This is a genomic window from Streptomyces yangpuensis, assembly GCF_024666385.1.
GTDB classification, from domain to species: Bacteria; Actinomycetota; Actinomycetes; order Streptomycetales; family Streptomycetaceae; genus Streptomyces; species Streptomyces yangpuensis.
Map to the genome: position 1 here is coordinate 851,092 of NZ_CP102514.1, position 18,235 is coordinate 869,326.

Below are 18,235 nucleotides of genomic sequence, written 5' to 3' on the forward strand. Positions count from 1 at the left end.
ACCATGGTTCAGGGCACGGTCCAGGTGACGCACGGCGGCTCTTCGCGGTGGCGGCGCCGCTCCGGTGAATATCCGACACTGACCGCCGCGCTCGCCGCCGCGGGCGACGGCGACGTGCTGTCCATCGCCCCGGGCACCTACCGGGAGAACCTGGTGCTGGAGCACGCCGTCACCCTGCGCGGGCCGGAGGACGGTTCTGGGTCGGTGCGGATCGCGCCCCTCGACGGCGTCGCGCTGACGCTGCGCGCCTCGGCCGTGGTGCAGGACCTGTACCTGGAGGGCCAGGACCGGGCGGCGCCGGCGCTGCTGGTGGAGGACGGCTCCCCCGAGCTCACCGACCTGCGCGTGAGCACCCACTCGGCGGCCGGCATCGAGGTGCGCGGCACCGGAGCCCGGCCCCTGGTGCGCCGCTGCACCGTGGAGAATCCGGCCGGCGTCGGGATCGCCGTCCTGGACGGCGGTGGCGGGGTGTTCGAGGAGTGCGAGGTCGTCGCCTCGGGACAGACCGGGTTCTCGGTCCGCGGCGGCGGCCGGCCCCGGCTGGAGCGCTGCCGCATCCACCACACCACGGGTGCGGGCATCGCGGTGACCGGCGAGGGCTCGGGCCTGGAGGCCCTGGGCTGCGAGGTGTACGAGGTCCGGGGCACCGGCGTGCAGATCGCCGCGCGCGCCGCCGCCCGCCTCACCGACTGCGCGGTGCACCGCACCTCCGCGGACGGGGTCACGCTCGACACCGACGCCGTGCTCACCCTGACCGGGTGCGACATCCACGACATCCCGGAGAACGCGGTCGACCTCCGGTCCCGTTCGGTCCTCACCCTCGGCCGGACCACGGTGCGCCGGTTCGGGCGCAACGGCCTGTCCGTGTGGGACCCGGGCACCCGGGTGGACGCCGACTCCTGCGAGATCCACGACAGCACCGGCGACTATCCGGCGGTATGGGTCAGCGACGGGGCCACCGCCTCCCTGGCCTCGTGCCGGGTGCACGACGTGCCGGACGCGGTCTTCGTACTGGACCGGGGGTCGAGCGTCGACGTCACCGACAGCGACCTGTCGCAGGTCCGCAACACCGCGGTCTCGGTGAGCGACGGCGCCACGGCGCAGCTCGGCGACTGCCGCATCCGCGAGGCGGCCACGGGTGCCTGGTTCCGCGACCACGGCAGCGGCGGCGTCCTCGCCGACTGCACCATCGACGCCGTGCAGACCGGTGTGATCGTCACCAAGGGCGCCGACCCGGCCCTGGAGCGGTGCACGGTCACCTCCCCCACCGAGGCCGGTTTCTACGTGTCGGCGGGCGGCCGCGGCACTTTCACGGCCTGCCGGGTGACGGACAGTTCCGGTTTCGGATTCCACGTCCTCGACGGCTGCCGCACCACGCTGACGCGCTGCCACACCGAGCGCTGCTCCCGCGGCGGCTACGAGTTCGCCGAGGACGGTCCCGTCGCCGAGCAGTGCACCGGCGACGGGTCGGTCCTGCGGTCGGCGGCCCAGTCGGCTCCGGGCGGCGGCCTCACCGGCACGCAGTCCGGGGTGCGTACGGTCGGTGCGGCGCGCGGCCCCGAGGCGCAGCCGGTCCCGGCGGGCCGGGTGTCCGTACCGCGGCCCGCGGATCCGGGCGCGGACGGGCCGTCGGGGGCGGAGGCCGGGCGGGCGTCGGGCGCCGTGCTGGGGCAGCTCGACTCGCTCGTCGGTCTGGACAGTGTCAAACGCGAGGTGCGGGCCCTCACCGACATGATCGAGGTGGGCCGCCGGCGGCAGCAGGCGGGCCTGAAGGCGGCCTCGGTGCGCCGGCACCTGGTCTTCACCGGTTCCCCCGGCACCGGGAAGACCACGGTCGCCCGGCTGTACGGGGAGATCCTCGCCTCCCTGGGGGTGCTGGAGCGCGGGCACCTGGTGGAGGTGTCGCGCGTGGACCTGGTGGGCGAGCACATCGGCTCCACGGCGATCCGTACGCAGGAGGCCTTCGAGCGGGCGCGCGGCGGGGTGCTGTTCATCGACGAGGCGTATGCGCTGGCCCCGGAGGACTCGGGCAGGGACTTCGGGCGCGAGGCGATCGACACCCTGGTGAAGCTGATGGAGGACCACCGGGACGCGGTGGTGGTGATCGTCGCCGGGTACACGGCGGAGATGGAACGCTTCCTGACCGTCAACCCGGGTGTGGCCTCGCGGTTCTCCCGGACCATCGCCTTCGGCGACTACGGCCCGGGGGAACTGCTGCGGATCGTGGAGCAGCAGGCGGAGGAGCACGAGTACCACCTCGGGGAGGGCACGAAGGAAGCCCTGCTGAGGTACTTCACGGAGCTGCCGAAGGGGCCCGCCTTCGGCAACGGCCGCACCGCGCGCCAGACCTTCGAGTCGATGGTCGAGCGGCATGCGGGGCGGGTGGCCCAGCTGTCCGAGCCGAGCACGGACGACCTCACCCTGCTGTTCCCGGCGGATCTGCCGACGCTGCCCACCCCTTGCTGATGCCGGGGCGCTGAGCCGGGACCTCGGCCCGTGCGGCCCGCTCCAGCCGGGCGAGCAGGGCGGCGCGTTCGGCGGCGAAGGCGGGGTCCGCCTGATAGTCGGCGTGGCCGAGGATCGGCGCGGGCAGCGGATGCCGGGCGCTGCGCCCGTAGGCGAGCGGGTCGGCGAGCGGGCCGCGGTCCACCTCCGGCGACTCGGGGCCGGGGAGCGCGGGCCCGCCGATGGGGTCGGTGGCCCGCCAGAGGTTGCGCCAGCAGTCGATGTCGCGGTGCAGGGCGGCGAGGGGCCCGGGGCCGAAGTAGGCGGGGAACCAGCGGCCGTAGAGGCGGGCGAGCGGGGATCCGTACGTGAGCAGCGCGACGCGGCGGCGGACGGGCGGGGGCAGTTGCCAGACGGCCGCCGCGGCGAGCACGCTGCCCTGCGAGTGGCCGGAGATCACCAGCCGGCCGCCGGTACGGCCGGTCCAGCCGGCCATCCGCCAGGTCAGGTCGGGGACCGCCCGCTCGGCGTAGCAGGGCGGTGCGAAGGGATGGGCGGCACGCGGCCAGAAGGTGCCGACGTCCCACAGGATCCCTATGGTCCGCCGGGCGGCGGGGTCCCGGTAGGCGCGGCGGCCCCAGGCGGCGAAGAGGGCGATGCCGAGGCCGATGAGCCAGGAACCGGCGTCCTGGGCGGTGCGGGCGGCGGCCTCCAGCAGCGGCGGGGCCGAGCGGGCGGCCTCGCCCGGGACCTGCCCGGTGAACCAGGCTCCGGCCAGGGCGCCGGCGCCGAGCACCAGGGTGATCCCGGAGACGGCCGCGACGAACCAGGGCGCCGAGTCGGTCAGCGCGGCGGCCGTACGCGCCCCGGCGATGCGGCGGCTGCGCGGCACGTCCGGGCTCTCCCCCGGGTACTCCGCCGCGACGGTCGCGGCGAGGCGGCGCCGGGTCCGGGTCGCGCGTGCCGCGAACCAGGCGGCGAGCAGCGCCAGTACGAGGAGCAGCGGGGGCAGCACGGAGGCCTGCCAGGACAGGAGGACGGGTGGCCCGGGCAGTGGTGCGCCCGCCATGCCGGGGGTGGCTCCTCCGTCCATCCAGTCGGCGACGCGCTGGGCGACCCCGCCGGACATCACGCCGCCGAGGGCGCAGCCGAGCATGGCGACGGCGGGACCGCCGAGGCCGCGCAGGGCGGCCGCCGGATCGGGGGCCCGGCGGTGGAGGTACCGGGCGACGGCGGCGAGGACGAGCACGCAGAGACCCTGACCGAGCATGATCACCCCGAAGGCGAAGTCCCCGGGAAGGCGTCCCGCGGAGGTCCAGTCCGGGCGTGAGAGGCAGGCGTGCACGAGGACGGCGGCGAGCAGGGCGAGGGCGGCGCCGGGCAGCAGGCTGACCACGGCCCGGTCGAGGCGGTGGTCGGGGCGGTCCTCGGTGCGGCCGCGGCGGCAGACGACCCAGGCCACGGTGACGGCGCCGGAGGCGAGGAGGGCCTGGGTGATCCAGCCGACGGTTTCGAGGCCGGGTGCGGTCGCCGCGGTCCGGCGGTCGTGGGCGGCGGTGGGCGCGGAGACGGCCACCGCGACGGTGAGCAGGCCGGCCGCGGTGTGCGCGGCCCGCAGCCGGGCCACGATGCGGCGCCCGTACCAGAATCCGGGGCGGCCGAGGGCGGGCGCGGGGTCGGAGGCGGTGTCCGGGTCGGCGGCTCCGGCGGGCGGCGGCTGGGATTCGTAGGCGCTCCAGGTCCGGTTCGACAGGAACCAGAGCAGCCCGGTCAGCGCGGTGGGGACCAGCGCACCGAGGGCGAGGCGGCGCCCCGGCTGGGACCACCAGCCGCCGCCGTCGGGTGCGAGGAAACCGAGCCGCGAGCCGGTGCCGGTGCAGGTCGCGGAGCCCGCGCACTGCCAGGCGACGAGGTCGAGTGCGACCTCGCAGGCGGCCGCGATCAGCAGGACGGTCAGGCTGAGCGCGAGGATCCGTACGAGGACCCCGTACGTGCGCACCGCGCGCGGCGCGGGGTCGGCGGCGAGGCCGGTGGGGGCGGCGGGCCGGGCCCAGTGGGCGAGGTTGACCACCATGAAGGGCAGGAGCAGCAGCCACAGGGCGCGGGCCCCGTTGCCGGAGGTGAGCCGGGACCAGCAGTAGGCCTCGGGGACGGGCAGCCCCGCGTACCGCTCGGGGTGGGCTTCGGCGTCGGCGTCGTCGGTGCGGCGGAACACGGCCGCGGTGGAGTCGCCGGTGACGCGGACGGTGCGCGGGTCGCCGAGCAGTTCGGCCGGGGAGGCGCCGGCGACGCCGTGGACGAGGAGTTCGAGGGCGAGGGGCGGGTCGGGCTGGGGGCGGTCGGGCACGCAGGCCTCCGCTCGCGGGGGAATCGGCGCGTCTCCAGCATCCCGCGCGGCGGGGGCGCTGCCCAGGCCCCGTACGGGGGAACCCGCCGATCGTGGGTGCGGGCGGCGACCGGCGTGGAAATCGCGGGCGGTGGCAGCGGACATCTCGGGGGCGCACGGCTATGGTGACCGCGCACGTCCCCCCGGATCCGCCCTCAGGAGGTAACGCCATGGTTCGCCGACTCCGCCCGGTGGGGCTGGACTTCATCGATGTGGCACCGGTCCGGCTGGTGTTCGCCGCCGATGCGGCGGCGCCGCCCGAGGCGGTGTACCAGGCGCTCGCCGAGGAGGTGGAGGGCTGGCCGCGCTGGTTCGGGGCGGTGACGCTGGCCCGCCCCACGTACGGCGGGGCGGGCCGTGAGATCGGGCTGCTGGGCGGGGTGCGCATGCAGGAGACGATCATGGCCGCGGATCCCGAACGGCGTTACGCGTACCGGGTGGACACGACCAACGCTCCCGGTGTCCGGGCTCTGCTGGAGGAGTGGAGGCTGACTCCGGCCGGCTCCGGTACGCACATCCGCTGGACCTTCGCCGCGGACGGGCCGGCCGCGTTCCGCCTGGCCCTGACGGCCGCCCGGCCGGGGCTGGGCCATTCCTTCCGCACGGCGGTCCGCACCCTGGACGCCCGCCTCACCGTCCGGCGCGCGTCGGGCCGTTGACCGCGGCGGGAGGTGTCAGGCGGTGGGTTCGCGCCAGACGCCGGTCGTCAGCAGCGTGTCGAGGGTCTTGGCGTACGGGGCGATGTCGAGCCCCTGCGCCGCCAGCCACTCGTCGGAGTAGTACTTGTCCAGGTAGCGGTCGCCCGGGTCGCACAGCAGGGTGACGACGCTGCCGGTGCGGCCCTCCGCCACCATCTCCGAGACGATCTTCAGGGCGCTCCACAGGCCGGTGCCGGTGGAGCCGCCCGCCTTGCGCCCTATGGCAGTCTCCAGTGCGCGGCAGGCGGCGACGCTCGCCGCGTCGGGGACCTTCATCATCCGGTCGATGGCGCCGGGTACGAAGCTCGGCTCCATCCGCGGGCGGCCGATGCCCTCGATGCGCGAGCCGCAATCGCTGCTCGCGTCCGGGTCGTTGCGGGTCCAGCCCTCGAAGAAGCAGGAGTTCTCCGGGTCGGGGACGCAGATGCGGGTGTCGTGCTGCATGTAGTGCACGTAGCGCGCGATGGTCGCCGACGTACCGCCGGTGCCGGCGGTCGCGACGATCCAGGCGGGCTCGGGGAAACGTTCCAGCTTGAGCTGCTGGTACATCGACTCCGCGATGTTGTTGTTCCCGCGCCAGTCGGTGGCCCGCTCCGCGTAGGTGAACTGGTCCATGTAGTGCCCGCCGGTGCGGGCGGCGAGCTCCGCCGACTCCTCGTACATCTTCATCGGGTCGTCCACGAAGTGGCACGCGCCGCCGTGGAATTCGATGAGGCGGCACTTCTCCGGGCTGGTCGTGCGCGGCATGACGGCGATGAACGGGACACCGATCAGCTTGGCGAAGTACGCCTCGGAGACGGCGGTCGAGCCGGACGAGGCCTCGATGACGGGGCGGCCCGGCCGGACCCAGCCGTTGCAGAGGGCGTAGAGGAACAGCGAGCGCGCGAGGCGGTGCTTGAGGGAGCCCGTCGGGTGCGTGGACTCGTCCTTGAGGTAGAGGTCGATGCCCCACGCCTCGGGGAGCGGGAACTTCAGCAGGTGCGTGTCTGCCGAGCGGTTGGCGTCGGCCTGGACCTTGCGCACCGCCTCTTTCAGCCAGGCACGGTAGTCCGCGTCGCTGCGGTCGACATCGACGGTCGTGGCCGTCGTACCGGTGGTGGTTCCCGGGCCGGTGGTGCCGGTGGTGCCCGTAGTGCCGGTGGTGCTCATGCGGCGCGCTCCTTCGTGGGTCTGCTTCGCCCCCTGCCTTTCGCAATGTACCTCTCTCACCTGCACAAACAGTCACTTTGGGTATCTATGCGGATCGCTTTCGATCGCGTTCGGTTGCACTGCGCGGCACCGTGGGTGACCCTGGTGGAGCATTACCGAGGGTGCAGCACCCGTAACACTCATGTCGGGGAGTCGCAGCCGTGATCAGTCATTCCCGCAGGCACTGCGTCGTCGAACTGCAGGCCTTGCCGTCGCGGATCGGCCAAATCCGCAGAATCGTCTCGGCCCAACTGCGCCACTGGCAGCTCGATCCGCTCATAGACCGGGCTGCGCTCGGCGTGACGGAGCTGCTCAGCAACGTCCACCGCCACGCGCAGCCGGACAAGACCTGCGTCGTCGAGATCGAGCTCCGGCTCGGACGGCTGACGGTCTCGGTCATCGACAGCGATCCGCGGCTCCCGGTCCTGCGCACGACGCGGGCGGGGCCACTGGAGACCTGCGGACGCGGGCTCGCCCTCGTGGAGGCGCTCAGCGAGGCCTGGGGGGTGCGCGAACGGCCCGACGGGCCGGGCAAGGTCGTCTGGTTCTCCCTGACGGCGGCTCCCGCCCCGGTGGCTCCGACGCACCCGGTCCCGGTCGCGACCAGGCCCGTACGGGAACCCACGCGCACCGTGGTCGTGGCCGTCGAGCCGGACACCGTCCCCGCGACGCTGCCGGTGCCGGACACCGTCCCCGCGACTTTGCCGGTACCGGACACCGTCCCCGCGGCGCTGCCGGTACCGGCCTCCTCCCCGGTGGCAGTCCGCCCCGGGTGACCGCCGATCCGGGCCTGAGCTCCCCCGGGCCGTTCCTAGGCGAGGGCTCCCAGCGGGTCGTCGAGCACCGGCTGCCAGGCCAGTTCCGCCGCCCCGACCAGGCTGTTGTGGTCGAGGGTGCACGGCAGGATGGGCACGCCTCCGCTGCGCCCCCACAGGCTGCGGTCCGCGACGACCGCCCGCAGCCGCTCCGGGTCCGCGTACAGCAGCTCCCGGTGCAGCCCGCCCAGGATGATCCGGTCCGGATTCAGGATGTTCACCAGGCCGGCGAGGCCCAGACCGAGCCGGTCGATCAGCTCCTGCGTGGCCGCCCGTACCGCAGGCTCCTCGGGTTCCTCGCGCAGCAGGTCGCGGGCCTGCTGGAGCAGCGACACCTCGGGGCCGGGGCTGCGGCCCGCCGCGGTGAGGAAGGCCAGCGGGTCCGCCTCCACGTCCAGGCAGCCGCGGCCGCCGCAGTGGCAGGCGCGCCCCTCGGGGTTCACGGTGAGGTGGCCGACCTCGAGGGCCAGGCCCGAACTGCCGCTGTGCAGGCGGCCGTCCAGCACCAGGGCGCCGCCGACCCCGCGGTGCCCGGTGGCCACGCACAGCAGGTGCTGCGCGCTGCGACCCGCACCGTGCCGGTGCTCGGCGAGCGCAGCGAGGTTGACGTCGTTGCCGGTCAGGGCGGGGCCGTCGATCCCGGCGTCCTTCACGCACTCCGCGAAGATCTCCCGTACGGGCGAGCCCGCCGGCCAGGCCAGGTGCAGCGGGTTCAGCGCCGTGCCGTCCGGCTCGGCCACCGCCGACGGGACCGCGAGCCCGGCGCCGACGCAGCGGCGGCCGCTGTCCGCGAGCAGCTCCGCGCCCGCCCGGACGACCGCGCCGAGCACCTGGGCCGGGTCGGCGGAGACGGTGACCTTGCCGGGGGCGGTGGCGACGATCCGGCCGCCGAGGCCCACCAGGGCGGCCCGGAAGCCGTCCGAGTGCACCTGCGCGGCGAGCGCCACCGGCCCGTCCTCGGCCACCGACAGGCGGTGCGAGGGACGGCCCTGGCCGCCGCCCGTGCCCCCGGCGCCGCCCGAGCCGCCGGGGCGCGAGTCCACCCGGATCAGCCCGAGCGCCTCCAGCTCGGCCGCGACCGCCCCGGCGGTGGCGCGGGTGACGCCCAGCTCGGCCGTCAGGACGGCACGGGTCGGGGCGCGGCCGGTGTGGACGAGCTCCAGCGCCGGTCCGAGCGCGCCGCGACCCCGTTCCAGCTTGGTCCGCGTGCCCGCGCTCGACACCGATGGCGTGGTCGCATCCCCCACCCGCGGCGGGGCCCCGTTGCCGTTCATGGCATCGATCCTCGCATGATCGGACGGTGCCGGACGCCGCCCCTCAGCCCAGCCCGCCGACCCGGAGTGTGATGTTGAGCCGCCCGGTCAGCCCGAGCGCGCGCGGGCCCGTGCCCGGCAGGACCTTCGGCACCCCGTGGTAGGCCGACCGGCTCGGGCCGCCGAAGACGAAGAGGTCCCCGCTGCGCAGCTCGACGTCGCGGTACGGGCGCCCGCGGGAGCCGGTGTTCCCGAAGCGGAAGAGACAGCTGTCGCCGAGGCTGAGCGAGACCACGGGCGCCGGGGACTTCTCCTCCGCGTCACGGTGCATGCCCATCCGGGAGTCCCCGTCGTAGAAGTTGATCAGCGCGATGTCGTAGGCGGCCGCGCCGGGGTCGGGGGGCGTCCCGTACGCGGCGGCCACCGCCTCCCGCCCGAGCCCGGCGAGCCAGTCCGGCATCGGCTTGACCGGCGCCCCGTCCCCGTCGACGGCGGTGCGGGCGTATCCGTACGGGTACCAGTGCAGCCCCAGGCACACCTGCCGGGCGGTCATCACTCCGCCGCCCGGGGTACGCACGGTGCGCAGGCCGGCGGGCGGCCGGGCCCACACGCGGCAGGCCGCCAGCAGCTCTCCCTGCCGGTCGGCCCCGAGCCAGTCGGGCACGTGCACCGCGCCGGGGGCGATCACCGTCCGCTCGCGCGGGAAGAGTTCGCCGTCCATGCCTCCATTGTCGGTGCCGGGGCTGCAAGACTCCCGGTATGGAGATCACCGAGTACGTGAAGACCCTCGCCCGGGAGGGCGAACTGCTCGCCGACGTGGCCGAGCGGGCCGGTACGGATGCCTTCGTGCCGTCCTGTCCGGGCTGGCACGTCACCGACCTGTTGCGGCACACCGGGTCGGTGCACCGCTGGGCGGCCGCCTACGTCGCGGAGGGGCGGCTGGAGCCCACGGGCTTCCCGGAGGCGCCGGAACTGGTCGACGGCGAGCTCCTGGCGTGGTTCCGGGAGGGTCACGCGGACCTGGTGCGGACGCTGACCGAGGCCCCGGCGGACGTGCAGTGCTGGACCTTCCTGCCGACCGCCCCGCCGTCGCCGACGGCGTTCTGGGCGCGCCGCCAGGCACACGAGACCACCGTGCACCGGATGGACGCCGAGTCCGCGCTGGGCGTCGTCCTCTCACCGGTGGCTCCGGACTTCGCGGAGGACGGGGTGGACGAGCTGCTCACCGGCTTCCACGCGCGGCCGCGGAGCCGGGTGCGGACCCCGGAGCCGCGGACGATGCGGATCCGCGCCGCCGACACGGCAGCGGTGTGGACCGTACACCTGTCGCCGGCGCCGGCGCGGACGGTGCTGGGGGACACCGGCGATCCGGTCGACTGCGAGGTCACCGGTGAGGCGGCCTGGCTGTACGCGGCGCTGTGGAACCGGCTGCCGCTGGCGGGTCCGGGGGTGACGGGCGACCTGTCGCTCGCCGCGCTGTGGGCGGACACGGCCGGGATCTGAGGTCCGTGCGGGGGGGGCCGTTCCTTGCGCCCCGCCCGATGACCTGCGGGGACGAGCGGTTATGGTCACCTCCTCAACGATCTCGGGGGTGGCAGGTGTTCGGTTCCACGGTGCGCGGCACGGCGGTGGCCGCGGTGGTCCTGGCGGGGTTCGCGGTCTCCTGCGGCGCGGATCCGGCCACGCCCGTCGCCGCGCCGACCGCGTCGGCATCGGTGCCCGTGTCGGTGTCGGTGCCGCCGTCGGCGTCCGCGGTGCCGGGCCCGTCTGGTCCGGGTCCGGCCGCGCCTCGGGCCTCCGGCGGGCCGGGCGCCCTCCCCGGCGCCGCGCCGGAGAAGGTCCGGGACGCCTTCGCGGGGCTTCAGGCGACGCTGAACGATGCGTGCACGCCGGCCGAATGCGCCCACTTCCTGGGGCGGGTCCACGACGAACTCCACGGCTTGGACGCGGCGATGAAGGCGGACCCCAAGGGCCCCGGGCACTTCCCCGAACCGATCGCGCTCATCGCGGAACTCGACGCGCAGCTCGCCGGTGACCGCAGCTTCACGAACCTGAAGAAGCACCAGACGCTGCTGATCGGCACCCGCGACAGGATCAACACCTGGATGCAGGGACACCCGGACGACTACCGCTGACCGGGCGGGGCGGTCCCACTCCGCGAGAGGCCCGCGCGGGTGATCATTCCGGCTGCGATGCTGGCCCGTATGACCGATACCGGCACCGGCCGTGCCATCGACACCGCCCCCGCCTCCGACCCCGCGTTCGCCTACGACCGCGCGTCCGACCCTGCGTTCGCCTACGACCCCACCTCCGGCCCGGCGTCCGACGCTGCGTCCGACCTCGCGGCCGTCCCGGGTGCGTCCGGGGGTGCCGAACCCCTGTGGGACGCCCGCGAGCTGCTGGAGCGCGGAGCGCGGGTCGTCGTCCTCAGCCTCGGCATGGACGAGCGGCTCGCGGTCGCACCGCCGACCCTGGAACTGCTCCGGCAGGCGGGCGCGGAGGTGCACGTGAAGGAGACCCGGGCGGCCGTCGCGCTCTACAACACCCTGGCGGCCGCGGGCCGGCCCGTGGGCGGCCTCTTCCACTCGACGTGCTGACCCGCAAGCGGGGCGACACCGGCTGGACCTGCCGGGCTGCACCGCCGAGGAGGTGATCAACTGGCCGGGACAGACCCGCCGGAGGACCCTTGACCACAGGGAGGAAGGTGGTCGCCAGTGCACCGGACGGGGTCGTCGCGCACGGCAGGGTGCGCTCTGGTCCTGGCCCTGCTGTCCGGCGTCTCCGGGCCGCAGGCGTACGCGGCGGCCGGTGACGACGACCGCGAGAGGCGCAGCGCGGAGGTACTCCGGGAGCTGGTGCCCTCCCCCGACGGCCCTGGCTGCGCGGCGGCGGTCGGCAGACGCGGCGCCGTCGTCTGGGAGGCGGGGAAGGGCAGAGCCGACCTCGCGACCGGGCGGGCCATCACCCCGAAGACGGTCTTCGACATGGCCTCCAACTCCAAGCAGTTCACTGCCGATGCCGTTCTCCTGCTGGCAGCACGGCACCGGCTCTCGCTGGACGACCCCTTGTCCGACTACCTCGACGACCCGCCCGCCTGGGCCCGGGACATCACCGTGGGCGACCTGATGCGCCACACCAGCGGCATTCCCGACTACCAGGACCTGCTGGAGGCCAAGGGCATCGGGCTGTCCGATCCGGCCGGCCAGCGGGAGGCGATCGCGGCGATCCGGGCGTCACGGCCTGCGGATCTTCCGGGCAAGCGCTTCTCCTACTCCAACTCCAACTACGTCCTGCTGGCCCACGTCGTCGAGAAGGTCACCGGTCAGTCCTTCCCGGCCTTCCTCCAGCAGGAGTTCTTCGCCCCGCTCCAGCTGCGCATGGCCCTGTCCCCGGCGGTGGACGTCCCCGGCAAGGCGAAGTCGTACGACGAGAAGGACGGCTCCTTCACCCCCGAATCCTCCCCCTGGAAACAGTACGGAGACGGGTCGGTCCAGACCACCCCCGGCGAAATGGTCCGCTGGGCCGACAACTACCGCACCGGCCGCGTCGGCGGTCCGGAACTCCTCACCGGAGTCACTCGGGACGCGGTGGACGTGGGCGACGTCCTGCGCGGGCGCGGCATCGAGGAGGGCCGGTACGGGGCGGGGATGCTGCTGCTCCCCGACAACAGCCTGGTGCACCGCGGCGACTGGGAGCAGTTCCACAGCACCTTCAAGGTCGCCCCGGACCGGAACACGGCCGTCACCGTGGTGTGCAACGCGGATGCACCCGACCACTTCCGCGCCGCGAACCGCCTGCTGGACATCTGGTCCCGCTGACGGAACCCGACGGGACAGGGCCCGGCCCGGTGGGCCGTCGCCCTGACCTCACACGCAGCGGCGGGCGTTCGCGACGAAGGCGTCGATCAGCTCGCGGGTCGCGTCCCGCCGGGTGGCGAGCTCGGGAAGGTCCTGCGCACGGTCGATGGCACCGACCGCGGTGAAGGCGTCGACCGCGGCGGTACCGAGAGCGGCGTCGTCGGTGATCAGCTGGAGCCGGAAAAGTGCCTGCTGCGCGGTGGAGCGTGTCTCGAACGAGCGCCCTCGGAGGGCGACTTCGTCCTCGGCGTCACGGCCCTGGTGCACGCAGAACCAGTGGTGCAGCATGGCCTGCCGGAACTCCACCAGCAGGCCCGCGTACGCGCCGTAGGCGTCGAGCCGCTCCTGACGCAGCTGCGCGTCAAGGGCGTTGCGCTCCGTGCGCTTCGCGGAGCGCTGCTGGAACGCATGCGTCACCACCGATCCGAGCAGCGTCCCGAGTACGGCGATGAGGCTGGTGATCACGGCGTTCACCGGACCATGGAATCAGACGGCCGCGCGCCGGGACAGGGGCGGGCCCCGGGCCTGTGGCCTGTGGCCTGTGGGGAGGTGCCGGTCGCAGACGCTAGCCGAGGGTGGCCGCGTAGGCGGTCTGGGAGGTGTACTTCCACGTCGGGCCCGCGTTCCAGGGGTTGGGCATGACCGTGTCCGTGGCGTACGCGTAGCCCGCGCCACGGTCGAAGGAGGTGCGGAGGGTGGCGCGCATCGCCTCGGCGTCGGGGACGTCGTGGACCAGGTGCCAGAAGGCCGTTCCGCTCGGGTCCAGTTCGGTACCGGGCCGGTAGCCGGAGTCGTGGTCGAAGACGTTGCCGCCGAGCCAGCCGGCCCCGGTGTACGCGGCGTAGGTGTCCTCGTAGGTGACGAAGACGTCCGCGGTCCGGCGGCCGGTGTCCAGGTAGCAGTCGGCTATGGCGGTGCCGGGGTTGTTGACGACCAGGTCGGGGACGGTGGGATCCACGGCGTTCATGGTGTCCTGGACGTAGCGGCGCAGCTCCGCGTAGTGGTCCCGGGTGGCGTTGGCGGGGCCGCAGTCGCGGCTGACGACGTCGAAGAAGATGCCGTCGACGTGCAGGCGGCCGTCCGGGGTCCTGAGGTAGTTGTCGACGGAGGCCTTGACGGCGGCCGGGTCGCGGTTGCCGTGGTCGGTGTGGACGTAGCCGAGCACCTTGGTCCGCTCGCCGGTGGAGGTGGTGCGGGCGCGGAGCGCGTCGGCGCGGGACCTCCAGGGGGCGCTGAAGGGCGCGTCGCCGTTGCCCGGGTTCAGTACGACCACCGACGGGGCGGGGCCGGTGGCGGTGAGCTCGGTCAACATGCGGTCGTCCGCCATCACGTAGGCGGGTACGCCGATCTCCAGGCCCCGTACGCCCGGCAGCCGCGGCGTGGGCGGCGGGGCCGGGGCCGGGGACGGGGAGGCGGCAGTGGCGGACCGGGCGGATGCCTCACGCGGCGGCGTGGCGACGGAGGGCGCCGGCGCGGCCAGCAGGACGGTGGCCAGGACGGCGTACAAGGCCTTCTTGGCGCGAGGCATGAACGTTTCCTCCGGCGGAGGCGGGGTGGGGGACCCGAGGAACACTAGACGGACGGCCCGTCGTTCAAGGCTGAACCTCCTGCATTGCACCGAGGAACAGGAGAGCGAGCCATCGCCCCATCATGTGAATTCCCGGAAGGACGGCCACCCCTCCCCCGCCCTCGTGTCATACGGCGGGCAGTCCGACCCCGTGCGCCAGTTGCCCTGCCGCGTGCGCGAAGAACGCGGACCGCTCCTCGACCACACCCTTGAACTGTCCGAACAGTTCGAAGGAGACCAGGCCGGCCAGCTGCGCCCACGCGGCGACGAGGGCCGGGACGACCGCCGGGGGCAGGCCCTCGGCGAAATCGGCGGCCATCCGGTCCGCCTCGGGGCCCAGGGCTGGCGGCAGCGGCGGCAGGGCGAGGCCGCGCCCCTCGTAGGCGGCGCGGACGATGCCGATGAGGACGTTGCCGACCCGGGAGGCGGGCCCGATGGTGTCGGCGGGGGCGCTGTAGCCGGGCACCGGGGAGCCGTAGACGAGGGCGTATTCATGGGGGTGCCGCAGCGCCCATGTGCGGACGGACTCGCAGACGGCGATCCAGCGGGCGCGGGGCGGGGCTCCGGCGGCGAGGGCACGGGCGTCCGCCTCCTCGGCGGCGGCGCCGAGGCTGTCGTAGGCGTCGATGATGAGCGCCGTCAGCAGATCGTCGCGGCTCGGGAAGTAGCGGTACAGGGCCGAGGAGACCATGCCCAGCTCGCGGGCGACGGCGCGCAGGGACAGTTTGGCGGCGCCCTCGGCCGCGAGGCGGCGGCGGGCCTCGTCCTTGATGGCGGCGGTGACCTCGATGCGGGCCCGTTCCCTGGCCCCTCGCACGGTGTTCATGCGGGCCAGTGTGCCACGCGGGCGGAGCACTGCCCAGGAATCGGATCGGCGCTCTAATTCGAGAGCGGTGCTCTTGCTTTGGTGCACCGGTCAATGCACACTGGACTCAAGCGAGAGCAGTGCTCTCGAAATAGAGCACACAGAGAAGACGCCCGGAGGTCCTCGTGAACGCGCCCACCCCGTACTACGTCCAGGCCGGTCCGCTGGTCACCCGGTTCAACGCGTTCCTCGGCAAGCTGGCCCGCCACGGGATCAGCCTGGCCGGCAGCGCCGAGCTCTCGGTGCGCGGCCGCACGTCGGGCCGGATGCAGCGGATCCCGGTCAATCCGCACACGTACGAGGGTGCGGAGTACCTCGTGTCGGCCCGAGGTCACTCCCAGTGGGTCCGCAACATGCGGGTCGCGGGCGGCGGCGAGCTGCGCGTGGGACGGAAGGTGCGCGCCTTCACCGTCGTCGAGATCACCGACCCGGCCGAGAAGACCGCGATCCTGCGCACCTACCTGGAGAAGTGGGGCTGGGAGGTGAACCAGTTCTTCCGCGGCGTCGACGCCAAGGCCTCGGACGCGGAGATCCGGGCGATCGCCGACGACCACCCGGTCTTCCGCATCGTCCCGGCATCGAGCTGACACCGCCGTACCGGCACCGCAGCCCCGGCGCGGGGAGTCGGCGCCGCAGACCAGCCGGCGCAAGCCCGGCGCCGTCGGCCCGGGAGCCCGTCCGAAGTACGCCACCACCGGCCGCAATCCCGCGACGCACCTTGCGCACCCGCGGCCCGCGCGACCACCCACGACCCGGGAGCCCGGCCGCGCAAACCCGGCACCGCGGACCGGCCCCGTGGCCCGGGAGCCCCGTCCCGTAGTACGCCACCGCCCACCGAGAGCCCGGCGCCGCCAGCCCGGCGCCGCTTGCCCGGCCGCGCAAACCCAGCACCGCGGACCGGCACCGTCGGCCCGGGAGCACCGTCCGGAGCACGCCACCGCCCACCGACAGCCCGCCGCATACCCAGCACACCCCAACCCACGCGACCGCCCACGACCCGGAAGCCCAGCGGAACCACACCCGACGCGGCGAGCCCGGCGCCGCCAGCCCGGCCGCGCAAACCCGGCACCGCGGACCGACGCCATCGGCCCGGGAGCCCCGTCCGGAGCACGCCACTGCCCACCGACAGCCCGCCGCACACCCAGCACACCCAAGCCCACGCGACCGCCCACGACCCGGAAGCCCAGCGGCGCAAGCCCGACGCGGCGAGCCCGGCACCGTCGGCCCGGGGGTCCGAAGTACGCCACCGCCCGCCGACGACCCGCCGCACACCCAGCACACCGCGGCCCGCGCGGCCGCCCACGGCCCACGAGCCCAGCGGCGCAAGCCCGACGCGGCGAGCCCGGCACCGCGGACCGGCACCCTCGGCCCAGGAGCCCCATCCGTAGTACGTCACCGCCCACCGACAGCCCGCCGCACACCCAGCACACCCCAACCCACGCGACCGCCCACGACCCGGAAGCCCAGCGGCGCAAGCCCGACGCGGCGAGCCCGGCACCGTCGGCCCGGGGGTCCGAAGTACGCCACCGCCCGCCGACGACCCGCCGCACACCCAGCACACCGCGGCCCGCGCGGCCGCCCACGGCCCACGAGCCAGCGGAAGCACGCCCGGCGCCGCGAGCCCGTCCGAACGCCCGCCGGGAGCCCGCCGCACACCCGGCACACAGCGGCCCGCGCGACGACCCGCCACGCTCACACCGCGCACCTCAGCCCGCGAGACCAGCCGACCGCCCCAGCCGTCGGCAGCCCGCCACGCCCCCCTCACCCACGCGCACCGCGCGGCCCGCAGTGCGGACGGGGCCCCGGCCGATGGCCGGGGCCCCGCACACACTTGCCTTCCCTAGCCCCGGTCGCCGCCGCGCGCCGCCGCCGCCTGCCGCGCGTCCAGCGCGTGCAGCGCCTTGCGCGCGAGCGGGTACGTACGCACCATGTCGGCCAGCGTCGTCGCGCCCCGCGTGATGCGGGCGAAAGCCCGCCACGCCGGACGGAACCCGGTGATCGCCGCGTGCAGCAGCCCCGGCCGGGCCTCGAAGACGGTCAGCATCCGCTTGCCGACCCCCATCTCCACGCCCAGCCCGGCCTTGACCGCGAAGGCGTAGTTGAGGGCCTGACGGCGCGCGTCCACCGCGTCCTGCGCTTCGGCGATCTTCACCGCCCACTCCCCCGCGAGCCGCCCCGAGCGCAGCGCGAAGGAGATGCCCTCGCGGGTCCACGGCTCCAACAGTCCGGCCGCGTCGCCCGCGACCAGGACCCGGCCGCGCGAGAGCGGCGAGTCGGGCTTGCGGCAGCGGGTCAGGTGCCCGGAGGAGACGGACGGTTCGAAACCGGCGAGTCCGAGCCGGGCGATGAAGTCGTCCAGGTACCGCTTGGTCGCGGCCCCCTCGCCCTTGGCCGAGATCACCCCGACCGTGAGGGTGTCGCCCTTGGGGAAGACCCAGCCGTAACTGCCGGGCAGCGGGCCCCAGTCGATCAGTACCCGCCCCTTCCAGTCCTCCGCCACCGTCGCGGGAACGGGGATCTCCGCCTCCAGGCCCAGGTCCACCTGGTCCATCTCGACGCCCACGTGCGCGCCGATCCGGCTGGCGCTGCCGTCCGCGCCGACCACCGCGCGCGCCAGGACGGTCTCGCCGTCGGCCAGTACCACGGCGACGGTGCGCCGGTCGGGCACGGCCGCCCCGTGCTGCTCCACGCGGGTCACGGCGGTCCCCGTCCGGACGGTGGCGCCCGCCTTCTCCGCCTCCGCGACCAGGCCGGCGTCGAACTCGGGCCGGTTGATGAGCCCGAACAGCATGTGCTTCGAACGCCGGGTCCGGGTCAGCTTGCCGTCCATCGAGAAGGTGACCGCGTGGATGCGGTCCTTCAGGGGCAGGACGAAGCCCGGCGGGAGGGCGTCGCGGGAGGGGCCGATGATGCCGCCGCCACAGGTCTTGTACCGGGGCAGTTCGGCCTTCTCCAGCAGCAGGACGCGCCGCCCCGCCGTGGCCGCCGCGTACGCGGCCGAGGACCCGGCCGGTCCGGCTCCGACCACGACCACGTCCCACACCTCGCCGGACCCCCCGGCCACCTCGTCGCCCGCCACCTGCTCGGCCGGGACACCGCCCCCGCCCCCGCTCGCGCCCGTGCCTGCGTCCGCGCCCGTGCCTGCGTCCGCGCCCGCCGTG

16 protein-coding genes are annotated in these 18,235 nt (G+C 74.6%); 8 read left to right on the plus strand and 8 right to left on the minus strand.

Annotated features, from left to right (window positions below; genetic code table 11):
• The first annotated feature begins 3 nt into the window (after window positions 1-3).
• Window positions 4-2,466: a right-handed parallel beta-helix repeat-containing protein gene (locus tag NRK68_RS04000; RefSeq protein WP_257854954.1), complete on the plus strand. Its 2,463-nt coding sequence runs from the start codon at window positions 4-6 to the stop codon at window positions 2,464-2,466.
• Here the strand turns inward: NRK68_RS04000 and NRK68_RS04005 are convergent.
• Window positions 2,417-4,816 (minus strand): hypothetical protein, encoded by a 2,400-nt coding sequence (locus tag NRK68_RS04005; RefSeq protein WP_373024380.1) that lies wholly within the window; start codon window positions 4,814-4,816, stop codon window positions 2,417-2,419. The genes NRK68_RS04000 and NRK68_RS04005 overlap by 50 nt on opposite strands.
• 185 nt (window positions 4,817-5,001) lie before the next feature.
• Here NRK68_RS04005 and NRK68_RS04010 point away from each other — a divergent pair, with 185 nt between their 5' ends.
• The gene (locus NRK68_RS04010) at window positions 5,002-5,490 is read left to right on the plus strand and encodes an SRPBCC family protein (protein WP_183065714.1); all 489 of its coding nucleotides are present in this window, start codon (window positions 5,002-5,004) and stop codon (window positions 5,488-5,490) included.
• A 15-nt stretch (window positions 5,491-5,505) separates the two neighbouring features.
• Here NRK68_RS04010 and NRK68_RS04015 read toward each other — a convergent pair whose 3' ends face one another.
• Window positions 5,506-6,678 carry a PLP-dependent cysteine synthase family protein gene (locus NRK68_RS04015; protein ID WP_257854957.1) on the minus strand — a complete coding sequence of 391 codons (1,173 nt, stop codon included), beginning with the start codon at window positions 6,676-6,678 and terminating at the stop codon, window positions 5,506-5,508.
• Between the two features lie 200 nt (window positions 6,679-6,878).
• Between NRK68_RS04015 and NRK68_RS04020 the strand changes: the two genes are divergently transcribed.
• On the plus strand, window positions 6,879-7,493 hold the full coding sequence (locus NRK68_RS04020; protein WP_183065713.1) for an ATP-binding protein: 615 nt from the start codon (window positions 6,879-6,881) through the stop codon (window positions 7,491-7,493).
• Between the two features lie 35 nt (window positions 7,494-7,528).
• On the opposite strand, the gene NRK68_RS04025 is transcribed toward NRK68_RS04020, so the two are convergent.
• Both NRK68_RS04025 and NRK68_RS04030 read right to left on the minus strand, forming a co-directional pair.
• On the minus strand, window positions 7,529-8,806 hold the full coding sequence (locus NRK68_RS04025; protein ID WP_183065712.1) for an ROK family protein: 1,278 nt from the start codon (window positions 8,804-8,806) through the stop codon (window positions 7,529-7,531).
• Window positions 8,807-8,849: 43 nt separating this feature from the next.
• Entirely contained in the window at window positions 8,850-9,506 is a 657-nt protein-coding gene (locus NRK68_RS04030; protein WP_183065711.1) for an alpha-ketoglutarate-dependent dioxygenase AlkB family protein, read from the minus strand.
• A gap of 38 nt (window positions 9,507-9,544) precedes the next feature.
• On the opposite strand from NRK68_RS04030, the gene NRK68_RS04035 reads away from it, so the two are divergent.
• From NRK68_RS04035 to NRK68_RS04050, 4 genes are all read left to right on the plus strand, one after another.
• Entirely contained in the window at window positions 9,545-10,288 is a 744-nt protein-coding gene (locus tag NRK68_RS04035) for a maleylpyruvate isomerase family mycothiol-dependent enzyme (protein WP_046778044.1), read from the plus strand.
• 95 nt (window positions 10,289-10,383) lie between these two features.
• Complete coding sequence (locus NRK68_RS04040) at window positions 10,384-10,920, plus strand: hypothetical protein (RefSeq protein WP_183065709.1); 537 nt, start codon at window positions 10,384-10,386, stop codon at window positions 10,918-10,920.
• 69 nt (window positions 10,921-10,989) lie between these two features.
• A complete protein-coding gene (locus tag NRK68_RS04045; protein ID WP_183065708.1) occupies window positions 10,990-11,382 on the plus strand; it encodes an MTH938/NDUFAF3 family protein in 393 nt (130 codons plus the stop codon).
• A 117-nt stretch (window positions 11,383-11,499) separates the two neighbouring features.
• Window positions 11,500-12,603 (plus strand): serine hydrolase domain-containing protein, encoded by a 1,104-nt coding sequence (locus tag NRK68_RS04050; protein ID WP_257854959.1) that lies wholly within the window; start codon window positions 11,500-11,502, stop codon window positions 12,601-12,603.
• A 48-nt stretch (window positions 12,604-12,651) separates the two neighbouring features.
• Here the strand turns inward: NRK68_RS04050 and kilB are convergent, their stop codons facing one another.
• From kilB to NRK68_RS04065, 3 genes are all read right to left on the minus strand, one after another.
• Entirely contained in the window at window positions 12,652-13,116 is a 465-nt protein-coding gene (gene kilB / locus NRK68_RS04055) for a plasmid transfer protein KilB (protein WP_183065706.1), read from the minus strand.
• A gap of 91 nt (window positions 13,117-13,207) precedes the next feature.
• Entirely contained in the window at window positions 13,208-14,170 is a 963-nt protein-coding gene (locus NRK68_RS04060; RefSeq protein ID WP_257854960.1) for a spherulation-specific family 4 protein, read from the minus strand.
• 166 nt (window positions 14,171-14,336) lie between these two features.
• Entirely contained in the window at window positions 14,337-15,035 is a 699-nt protein-coding gene (locus tag NRK68_RS04065) for a TetR/AcrR family transcriptional regulator (protein ID WP_183065705.1), read from the minus strand.
• Window positions 15,036-15,199: 164 nt separating this feature from the next.
• Between NRK68_RS04065 and NRK68_RS04070 the strand changes: the two genes are divergently transcribed.
• Window positions 15,200-15,661, plus strand: coding sequence for a nitroreductase/quinone reductase family protein (locus tag NRK68_RS04070; RefSeq protein ID WP_183065704.1), 462 nt, complete (start codon window positions 15,200-15,202; stop codon window positions 15,659-15,661).
• A gap of 1,253 nt (window positions 15,662-16,914) precedes the next feature.
• Here the strand turns inward: NRK68_RS04070 and NRK68_RS04075 are convergent.
• Window positions 16,915-18,117, minus strand: a complete 1,203-nt coding sequence (locus tag NRK68_RS04075; protein ID WP_183068166.1) for a geranylgeranyl reductase family protein — start codon at window positions 18,115-18,117, stop codon at window positions 16,915-16,917.
• Window positions 18,118-18,235 lie beyond the last annotated feature (118 nt).

Bases quoted from the DNA above. Each gene is read 5' to 3' on its own strand.
- NRK68_RS04000 (WP_257854954.1), top strand. From the start codon at position 4: ATGGTTCAGGGCACGGTCCAGGTGACGCACGGCGGCTCTTCGCGGTGG.
- NRK68_RS04060 (WP_257854960.1), bottom strand. From the start codon at position 14,170: ATGCCTCGCGCCAAGAAGGCCTTGTACGCCGTCCTGGCCACCGTCCTG.
- NRK68_RS04025 (WP_183065712.1), bottom strand. From the start codon at position 8,806: ATGAACGGCAACGGGGCCCCGCCGCGGGTGGGGGATGCGACCACGCCA.
- NRK68_RS04030 (WP_183065711.1), bottom strand. From the start codon at position 9,506: ATGGACGGCGAACTCTTCCCGCGCGAGCGGACGGTGATCGCCCCCGGC.
- NRK68_RS04035 (WP_046778044.1), top strand. From the start codon at position 9,545: ATGGAGATCACCGAGTACGTGAAGACCCTCGCCCGGGAGGGCGAACTG.
- NRK68_RS04015 (WP_257854957.1), bottom strand. From the start codon at position 6,678: ATGAGCACCACCGGCACTACGGGCACCACCGGCACCACCGGCCCGGGA.
- NRK68_RS04045 (WP_183065708.1), top strand. From the start codon at position 10,990: ATGACCGATACCGGCACCGGCCGTGCCATCGACACCGCCCCCGCCTCC.
- NRK68_RS04065 (WP_183065705.1), bottom strand. From the start codon at position 15,035: ATGAACACCGTGCGAGGGGCCAGGGAACGGGCCCGCATCGAGGTCACC.
- NRK68_RS04010 (WP_183065714.1), top strand. From the start codon at position 5,002: ATGGTTCGCCGACTCCGCCCGGTGGGGCTGGACTTCATCGATGTGGCA.